The 8,195-nt window shown below is 36.3% G+C and carries 8 protein-coding genes; 3 read left to right on the top strand and 5 right to left on the bottom strand.

The annotated features are described in order from the left end of the window. From B4C08_RS08785 to B4C08_RS08765, 5 genes are all read right to left on the bottom strand, one after another. Positions 1 to 2,310: hypothetical protein (locus B4C08_RS08785; RefSeq protein ID WP_296664558.1), on the bottom strand; the 2,310-nt coding region annotated here is incomplete at its 3' end. Between the two features lie 113 nt (positions 2,311 to 2,423). Then, a complete protein-coding gene (locus B4C08_RS08780) occupies positions 2,424 to 2,702 on the bottom strand; it encodes a DUF4160 domain-containing protein (protein ID WP_296664556.1) in 279 nt (92 codons plus the stop codon). Next, the gene (locus tag B4C08_RS08775; protein WP_296664554.1) at positions 2,686 to 2,964 is read right to left on the bottom strand and encodes a hypothetical protein; all 279 of its coding nucleotides are present in this window, start codon (positions 2,962 to 2,964) and stop codon (positions 2,686 to 2,688) included. The genes B4C08_RS08780 and B4C08_RS08775 overlap by 17 nt, the downstream gene beginning before the upstream one ends. Before the next feature lie 356 nt (positions 2,965 to 3,320). Further along, positions 3,321 to 4,445, bottom strand: a complete 1,125-nt coding sequence (locus tag B4C08_RS08770; protein WP_296664551.1) for a hypothetical protein — start codon at positions 4,443 to 4,445, stop codon at positions 3,321 to 3,323. A 115-nt stretch (positions 4,446 to 4,560) separates the two neighbouring features. Continuing rightward, entirely contained in the window at positions 4,561 to 4,722 is a 162-nt protein-coding gene (locus B4C08_RS08765) for a hypothetical protein (protein WP_296664549.1), read from the bottom strand. A 210-nt stretch (positions 4,723 to 4,932) separates the two neighbouring features. On the opposite strand from B4C08_RS08765, the gene B4C08_RS08760 reads away from it, so the two are divergent. The 3 genes from B4C08_RS08760 to B4C08_RS08750 are packed head-to-tail and all read left to right on the top strand — an operon-like array spanning position 4,933 to position 8,192. Then, a complete protein-coding gene (locus tag B4C08_RS08760) occupies positions 4,933 to 6,342 on the top strand; it encodes a hypothetical protein (RefSeq protein WP_296664547.1) in 1,410 nt (469 codons plus the stop codon). Positions 6,343 to 6,357: 15 nt separating this feature from the next. After that, on the top strand, positions 6,358 to 7,413 hold the full coding sequence (locus B4C08_RS08755) for an efflux RND transporter periplasmic adaptor subunit (RefSeq protein ID WP_296664545.1): 1,056 nt from the start codon (positions 6,358 to 6,360) through the stop codon (positions 7,411 to 7,413). Next, on the top strand, positions 7,410 to 8,192 hold the full coding sequence (locus B4C08_RS08750; RefSeq protein ID WP_296664543.1) for an ABC transporter ATP-binding protein: 783 nt from the start codon (positions 7,410 to 7,412) through the stop codon (positions 8,190 to 8,192). The genes B4C08_RS08755 and B4C08_RS08750 overlap by 4 nt, the downstream gene beginning before the upstream one ends. Positions 8,193 to 8,195 lie beyond the last annotated feature (3 nt).

Below are 8,195 nucleotides of genomic sequence, written 5' to 3'. Positions count from 1 at the left end.
ATATCCTATTGAATTGTAAAGAAGATTGATGTCGTGGGTAAAATTATAGAATTTTCCTGTAATGCTTTCTTCTGCGGCTAAAGTCAATGTATATTCCAGATTTCCTGTTTCTTCTGAAGCTACAAGAGTTTTCCAATTTTTGAAGTCTTTGCCGTAAGAAAGACCGTATTCAGATTCATCTGCAAATGACTCAACTGGATAGAATTTAACAGTGTCAATTAGAACTTTTGCGGAATTTTCCATTTTTAGGGACATTTCAGCATAACTGTAACTATAAGCGTAGCAAATAGTCTGAATTGTAAAATCTGAATCTGCGGAAACCTTAAATTCATTTGAGCCGTATGAATCAGCGCTTCCTGTTGCAAAATTAGTCCAGCCGTTCAGTTCTGTTACAGCGTGTCCTTTTATTTCGCACTCATAAAACTTGTAAGGACTTACATTCGTTTCACCAATATAATTTTCTACCCAACCGCCAGCAAGTGTTGTCGCAACTCTTGGGTAAATATCCAAGTCAGAAGTGATTGTGAACGGCAAATCCAGTTTTTTATTTGAGTCCTTGATATACCAGCCAAAAATATCGCTTTCAGAGGAATATTTGTTTAAGATTTCTTCTGTAATCTGACTTCCAACTTTTGCGTTATGCGTTTTGCCAGTTAAATTTCCATCTGAATCATAAAAATAAATTGTTGCAATTTTTTGATCCGGAGTAGAAGAGCCGTTTGCATTTTCAATTTTTAGCTGGGAAGTTTTTACATTTAGATAAAAATTGTAAGTTCCGTCAAAAGAGTATTCAAGATTATTATTTTGTGTTTTTGTTGCATAGGTTTCATCCACATCAACATATTGATTTTCTTTTAGCTCGATATTTGTTCCTGTATTTGTTCTTGTCCAGGCTTCACCATATTCTCCGGTCATTGCACCCCAGGTTTTATCAGAAATTTTAAAGCCTTGCGGTTTTCCATCTTCTGCCGCAGGAATTTCAACAGATTCTGTCAAAGAATAAATTCCGCTTCCTGCCGCAGTTTCTGCAAGCTGATATTTTTCATCGAATTTCCAGCCTGTAAAATCGCCAACAACATACAAGTTCGCATCTTCAACAACCTTATCACTCTGTTCATCTGTGGCAACCAGCATAACAGGTTCTGCCACATCAGACAAATCCAGGAAGAAATTATAATAACCGCCTCCAGTTGCAAGTGCTCCATTTTTTCCATACCATTCACTATAAAGACTTTTTACAATATTGAACCATTCATTTTTTGGAACAGAACCTTTAACATCAAAAGGAATACAATAATCATAAGCGAAACCTGTCATAGAAATCTTGAAGCCGTAGATATTCTGCGGAAGATACATGCTCAGCTTGTAAATATTTTGGTCAATTTCCTTAAAATCATTAAATCCATCTATTGCTGTCCACTGAAGTTGTTCTGCATTTTCATCTTCATTCTGATAAGCAAAAGTTCCCATCAGATATAATTTTTCAGAAGAACTTTTGTAATCTTCATCAAAGGCAAAATCTTCTGGTTTTTCTGTAAGAATCGTTTTGGCTTTTGAAATATAAACAGTGGAATTTGCCACATCAAAAGACTTCGAGTCGCTTCCATAATTTACATTTAGTGAAATTCCAGAGCAATTTTCAAAATAGTATTTAAACCAGCGTCCGTTTTCATTCTTTGCGGAAATAGCGTCCGCAATTTTTTCAACAGTTGTGTCAGAAGTTACATTGTAAGAAACGACTGGAAGATTTTCCGCTTGAATCCAAACTGTAACAGCCGGTTTTTCGGCAATTTCCTTTAAATCGCTTTCTGTGAACATCGGAGTATTTCCAAAAATTGCGCCAGGATTTTCAGTCTTAATTACAGTGATTTTTGAATTTCCTGGATTTTTTTCGTTTGCCTTTGCTCCGCCCATATTTTTAGGAGTCAGCAAATATCCATATTTTACACTTCTTGCACTTGGTTCTCGCATAGCTCTTGCAAGTTGACCAATTCCGCGGATGTTAGAAGCTACATCATTCTGCTTTGTAAAAGTTCCATCTTCAATAGGAGTGTTATTCTTGCTGATAGAATAAGTTCCATCCTCGTTAAAAGCATATTTCAAGCCAGTCTGCGGATTTGTGTAAACACCAAAAATCGACCCGATTTCATTTTCTCCAGAAGGATTATCCGCTGGATTATCGCTAGGATTTTCAGTTTTATTGTCGTCAAAACCAGAACTGTCCGTCTGGCACCCCGCCAAAAACACCCCGAACACAGCTCCCACCAACAAAAGCCATGCCAAATAAGCCAACTTTTTCACCATTTTCATAAATTACCTCTCGAAAAAAAGTTAATATGAAAAATGATATTGGCAAAAAAACAGGTTCGGTATCGTTTAAATAATGATTTGATTATAGACAAGGGTAGGGAATTTTGAATGTTTTAGCAGTAATATTTTATTTCGCCAAAATACTCTTTCCATTTTTCAATAATTTCAAAAGAACGAGCTTCTATGGTTTTCATTATAAAATTTAATTTATGGGAAGGAATATTTGATTTATTATGAGCAAGAAGCGTCCGATGATCTTTTGTAATCCAAATTTTTGTGGCGTTTTCAGAAGGAACTCCTTCGCATACATGAACATGAATCGGCTCTAAAGGATTAGATTCCGCAAACCACATAAAAACAACATAGCAACCAATTTTAAAAACCTGAGGCATTTTCAAATCCTCCAGAACGAGCCAACTGAATAATTATATGTGCAGTGCTCTCTAAAAAATCTTGAAAATATGCAATGCGTTCATCTGAAAAACCCTGCTTTTTTGTCCAGGTATAATCTGGAAGCCAACATTCTGCTGAATTAAAACCGCCTTCGACAGGTTGTTCAAAATAAACCTTTACACACTCTTTTCCGTTTTTATTGATTATTTCAGAATGGGCAATTCCTGTGCCATCATTCAATGTCATATAATTGTACATCATGCGCAACTCCCATAATTCAATTATATCACGAGATTTTAAAAGAATCGATTTTATTTCTGAGATTCTTTTTTTTGGGGCTTCCGGCAAAACTTCGTGAACGAACTTTTGCCGTCGGGCTTTTCGTGGCTCTCGCTCCGCTCGCCTTGCGGCCGGTATTTTTTGCAAGCAAAAAATACGCGCTTCGCGCCCACTACAATCCCTAAGCCTTGTGAAAAACTAGGGGAATTTATTGAAGATGAAAAAAATAGACCTGCAATAAATTGCTGACAGTGTTTGCTTTGCAAATATTGCAGGTCAAGACGAGGAATGGCAATGGAGCAAAATGCAGTTGCCATTCTGGTGATGAAATGATTTAACTAGAATGTCATAGAAACAGGTCCGACAAGCTCACTTTCAGTTTCAGGATTTGCATCTTCATCAGGTGTGTCAGCAGCATTTATCCAAAAATAAAATGTCTTGCCAAATTCAAACTCGGTAGATCCGAATTCATAGCGTCCAAGTTCTTCTTCATCTGTATATTTAAAATCATTGCTTTGAACTGCCTTTAGTTTTGCTTTTGCGAAATTATCTATTTTTGCATAATAAATTTTATAGTATTCTGGTTTAGGAAATGCTTCTTCTATTTTTACAATTAAATTTAAATTGTAAGAATCCCTTGTTACGGTAAATTCTGTAGGATTATCAGGCTTTTTATGTTTGAAGTCTAAAAAAACAGGTTCGCTGAAATCACTGTAACCGTTGTTATAAACTTTTATCCAAAAATAAATAGGCTTGTCTTCCAAAAGAACCTGTTCATATATTAATTTTTCATATGAATCAAAATAGTCTTGTTCGTCAGAAGAAAATGTATTTTTTTTATGTTTTACTTTTTCTGCAGAGGAAATATCATTCTCCGTGTTGGTGTAAAGATAATATCTTCCGCCATAGGAATTGAATTTGACAGAATCCCAAGTTACCACAATTTTGTTCAATGTTTCACTTGAATATTTGACTTTCAAATTTTCTGGGCATGGAATTTCATTTTTGAATTCGTATGAAAAGGTTTCGGGTGTTACATTGCTTTTTCTTGGGTCTGCATACAATTCATAATGTGTCTCTGGATCGTAGTTTGCAACGTATCCCCAAAAATAATATGTACCAATATTCTGGGTTTCGGCGGATAATTTTAAAAGAAATTCAGTATCGATTTTAGCGAAGTCAGTGCCAAGTTTGCTAGCGGATTTTAAATCATCAGTAGTGTTGTAATAGATGTAAATCCTTCCGTTGACGATATCATTGTATTCACGTGCTATTATATAATACCGATTAGTTCCGTCTTTGCTCACTTCAAAACGTCCTATAGGATAGCACTTATTCTCATATATGAGCTTAACAGTAATAGGCGATTCTTCTCTAGTATACTCCCCATCTTTGCAGCCGCATATAACTGACAATGAAATAACCGATGCCAAAATTAGGATTGCTTTTTTTATTGTTTTCATTTGATTTCTCCCATTTGATAATGTCTGTTTTAGATTAATTTGTGGTGTAAAAAATAAGGCAACCTATAAAGCCGCAAGCACAAATAGTGTCCTGCTTTATAGGTTGCCCATCTGCTTATTTTCTAGTTCCGCTGCTTGAGCCTTTGCTGCCGCTTGAACTTCCACTGCTCGGAGGATTGTTTCCTCTTTGCCCGCCGCTAGGATTTCCAGTTGTAGAAGGCATTCTTCCGCCTTCTCCGTAGTACGGATTTCCCGGTGTTACAGTTGTTTTTCCCATTTTTTCTCCTGTAAAAAAACTGATGTGAAAATTTAAATTTTCGATTTGGTTGTTCTTTCCAAACGCAAAAACGTGCGTAGCAGTGTTTTTGCGTTTGGAGCAGATTAGTCAACCTGCTCCAATGGTATACCATTGGAGTTTTTATAAACTTTTCAGGCTGTTTGCTTTTGACTGTAACTTTTTTCTATAAAGCAGTATTTTAATTATAGTATGGCAAAAAGAATCTTTGTTTGGGCGGGATTTGCATTATTTTTTTCCGTTTTTCAATACGCCCAGCCAAATTTAAAATTTTGGCTAGAAAATGACTTAGAATTAAAAAAACTCGCCCTTGAACTTGAAAAAGCACAGCTTTCAAACCAGGAAACAAAGATTTCAAATGGAATTTCCGTCCAACTTGCTTCGGGCAGCGTTTCTTTTCAACCAAATGACAAAGGCTCTAAAGTTTCTTTTTCTCCTTCAGGCACAATTTCCGTGCCGTTCGCGGCGAATCTTTCTTTAAAAGGGGCTTCAAAAGTTCAAATCAGTGAAGAAACAAATACTGTAACGGATACAGCAATTTCTATTTCTGCGGACATTTTTTCATCTTCAGGATTAAAAAGAAAAATAACTGCTTTGCAGTCGCAAAGAACCCTTCTTGAAGCGCAAAGGGCTTTTAAAGAAAGAGCGGTTGAATCAGAAACTGAATTTTACAAGGAGCTAAAAGAACTTTTTTCAAGCGCAAGCGAAATTGTTTCCGCTAAAAACGACTTATACGACGACACAATCGAATTTGAAAAAATAAAGTCAAAGGGATTTGAAAAAACTTCTGCAAGTTACAGGCAAGCGCAAATGAAAGTTCTTTCAGACAGTCACACTGTAGAAACAAAAGTCCGTCAGCTTGAGCATAAAATTGCGGTCTTTGCTTCAAAATGTGGTTCTGACTACAAAAAGGGCTCAAATCCATTTGATTTTTTACCAAATTCAATTCCTGAAGTAGACTCTGTGGATGTTCTTTCGTTTAAAAAAGAAAACTATAAAAAAATTGAGCAGGCAAATTGGAATATTCAAATGGCAGAACTTCAAGTTAAAGCGGAAAAATCTTTTTCTTTAAGTGCGAATGCGGGTTATACTTTTGAAAATTCAAATGCAGCTCCTGCAAATGGCAAAAATCCTGACACAATTGATGCAGGCCTTTCTTCAAGCTATAAAGGAATTAATGTTGCCGGAGGAATTTCTGTTCCTGTTGACAGCCAAAATAAAAATCCAGTTTACACGCTTAGTGCTTCTGTAAATCCTGCCGCATTTTTTACAAATAATATTTCAAAAAAGAAAACGCAAATCACTTTAAAAGAAGAAAAACTTGCCTTAGAGTCCGCCTTAGACGACTACGAAACGGACCTGGTTGATTGCCAAACAGAACTTGCCGACATAAATTGGCAAAAAGAAACAAACATTCACACTTTTGGTTTGTACTCATCTCTTGAAAATGATTTGGCTAAATACTTAAAAGAAGGAATTATAACGGAAAGCGAATACAACAGCAGCGCCGCAAACAAAGAATTGTACCGCATAAAGATTTTAATAAATGCAATTGATTTAATAATCTTTAATAATCAAACAAAGCTTTTGTTTTGTGAATAAATTATAGGAATCATTATGAAAAACAAAAAAGCGTATAAAAAAATTATTGCAATCCTTGCACTGCTTGCAGTTTTTGCAGCTCTTTTTTTTCTGATAGCAAGAAAAAGCCTAGCAGTTAAAAAAGAAGGCGCAGAAGGAATTGCCATTTTAAAAGAAGTATATGAAAATAACATCGAAATTGCCGGCACCGTTTCTGCAGCGGAAGAACAAATTCTTCAAGCAAAAAGCGACGGAACTGTGCTTGGCGTCTACGTAAAAAAAGGCGATAAGGTAAAAAAGGGAGATATAATTATTCAGCTTGATTCCACAGAGCAAGACTACAATCTTGCAAAGCTTGATTACAATATGGCTTCTACAAAAATTAGCGGCTCTAAAAAAGAATTGGAGCTTCAGCAAAAAGAACGGCTTTCACTTCTGCAAAAAATTGAAGACCGGAAAGTTTGCGCGACTTTTGATGGAATTATTGCCGATATTGATGTTTCTGAAGGAGATTCAATGGAAGCAAAAGATTCTGTGGGAACTTTGGTAAACGTTGACTATCTTACAGCGGAAGTTGAAATTCCAGAAACTGATGTTTCAAAGTTAAAAGTAGGACAGGAAGTTGAATTTAAATTTCCCGCTTACGAAGGAGTTGTGAAAGGCTATGTTGTCAGCTGGCCCGCAATCGGTTCTGTTACAAGCCGCGGGGCAACAATTGTAATGGCAACTATAAGAATTGACGAATATCCTAAGCAGATTCTTCCGAACTATTCTTTTACAGGAAAAATTATTATAACCGCTCCTGTAGAAAATCTAGTTCTTGCAAAAGAAGCTGTTGCAAAAGATGAAAATGGTAATTTTTTTGTTCAAGAAATTTCAAGCGACGAAAAAATTTTTGTAAAGCTTTCTGCTTATGGCAATGATTTTTATAAAGTTGAAAGCGGACTAAGCGGAAATGAAGTGCTGAAAGTTTTGAGCAAGAACAGGCCTTCTGGCTATAAAAAAAGTTCTGTGCATGCAGACTCTGCAAGCAGCAAAGAAAGAGATCCGGGAAGAATGAATGTTATGCCAGGTCCAGGCGGTCCGCGATGAATGGCCAGACTGTTATAAAAATGGAAAACGTAACAAAAACTTACAAAATTGGCAGAGCGGAAGAATCTTCAAAAGTTTACGCTTTAAAAGGCATAAGCTTTTCTATTGAGCAAGGCGAATTTGTTTCTATTATGGGTCCTTCAGGTTCTGGAAAATCCACTTGCATGAATATGATTGGCTGCCTTGACCGTCCTTCCTCTGGAATTGTAGAGATTTGCGGAAAGCAGACTTCAAAAATGAATGAAAAAGAACTTTCTGTTCTGCGGAATTTAACAGTTGGTTTTGTTTTTCAGCAGTATTATTTGCTGCCAACAATGACGGTTTTGGAAAACGTTATGCTTCCGCTGAGGTATCAGGGAATATCAAAAAATGAGCGAAAAATTATGGCGGAAAAGGCTTTGAATCAAGTTCAAATGCAGAACAGAATGCAGCATAGGCCTATGGAACTTTCTGGTGGTCAGAAGCAACGTGTCGCAATAGCTAGAGCTATTGTTACCAACCCAAAAATTATTTTAGCAGATGAACCGACAGGCGCTTTAGACAGCGCAACAGGAATTCAAGTTCTGAATCTTTTTAAGCAAATAAACAGCAACGGCACAACAATTGTTATTGTAACTCACGACCCATCGATTGGAGCTAGCGCTAACAGATGTATAAAGATTTTTGACGGAAATATTGAATCAGATTTTAAGCAGACTCCAGTTTTTCCGCAAATTCACAATGCTGAACGAACAAAAATGCAAATGAATAGGTCGAAAGTCGAGCACAACCATCTGTAGCAA

Source organism: Treponema sp. UBA753 (genome assembly GCF_002297325.1).
In the GTDB taxonomy this organism is placed as follows: domain Bacteria; phylum Spirochaetota; class Spirochaetia; order Treponematales; family Treponemataceae; genus Treponema_D.
This window is presented reverse-complemented; position numbering and strand designations above follow the sequence as displayed.

What these genes read in the sequence shown, in the direction of transcription:
- B4C08_RS08780 (WP_296664556.1), bottom strand. Translation starts at nt 2,702, where the DNA reads ATGCCTCAGGTTTTTAAAATTGGTTGCTATGTTGTTTTTATGTGGTTT.
- B4C08_RS08775 (WP_296664554.1), bottom strand. Translation starts at nt 2,964, where the DNA reads ATGATGTACAATTATATGACATTGAATGATGGCACAGGAATTGCCCAT.
- B4C08_RS08770 (WP_296664551.1), bottom strand. Translation starts at nt 4,445, where the DNA reads ATGAAAACAATAAAAAAAGCAATCCTAATTTTGGCATCGGTTATTTCA.
- B4C08_RS08765 (WP_296664549.1), bottom strand. Translation starts at nt 4,722, where the DNA reads ATGGGAAAAACAACTGTAACACCGGGAAATCCGTACTACGGAGAAGGC.
- B4C08_RS08760 (WP_296664547.1), top strand. Translation starts at nt 4,933, where the DNA reads ATGGCAAAAAGAATCTTTGTTTGGGCGGGATTTGCATTATTTTTTTCC.
- B4C08_RS08755 (WP_296664545.1), top strand. Translation starts at nt 6,358, where the DNA reads ATGAAAAACAAAAAAGCGTATAAAAAAATTATTGCAATCCTTGCACTG.
- B4C08_RS08750 (WP_296664543.1), top strand. Translation starts at nt 7,410, where the DNA reads ATGAATGGCCAGACTGTTATAAAAATGGAAAACGTAACAAAAACTTAC.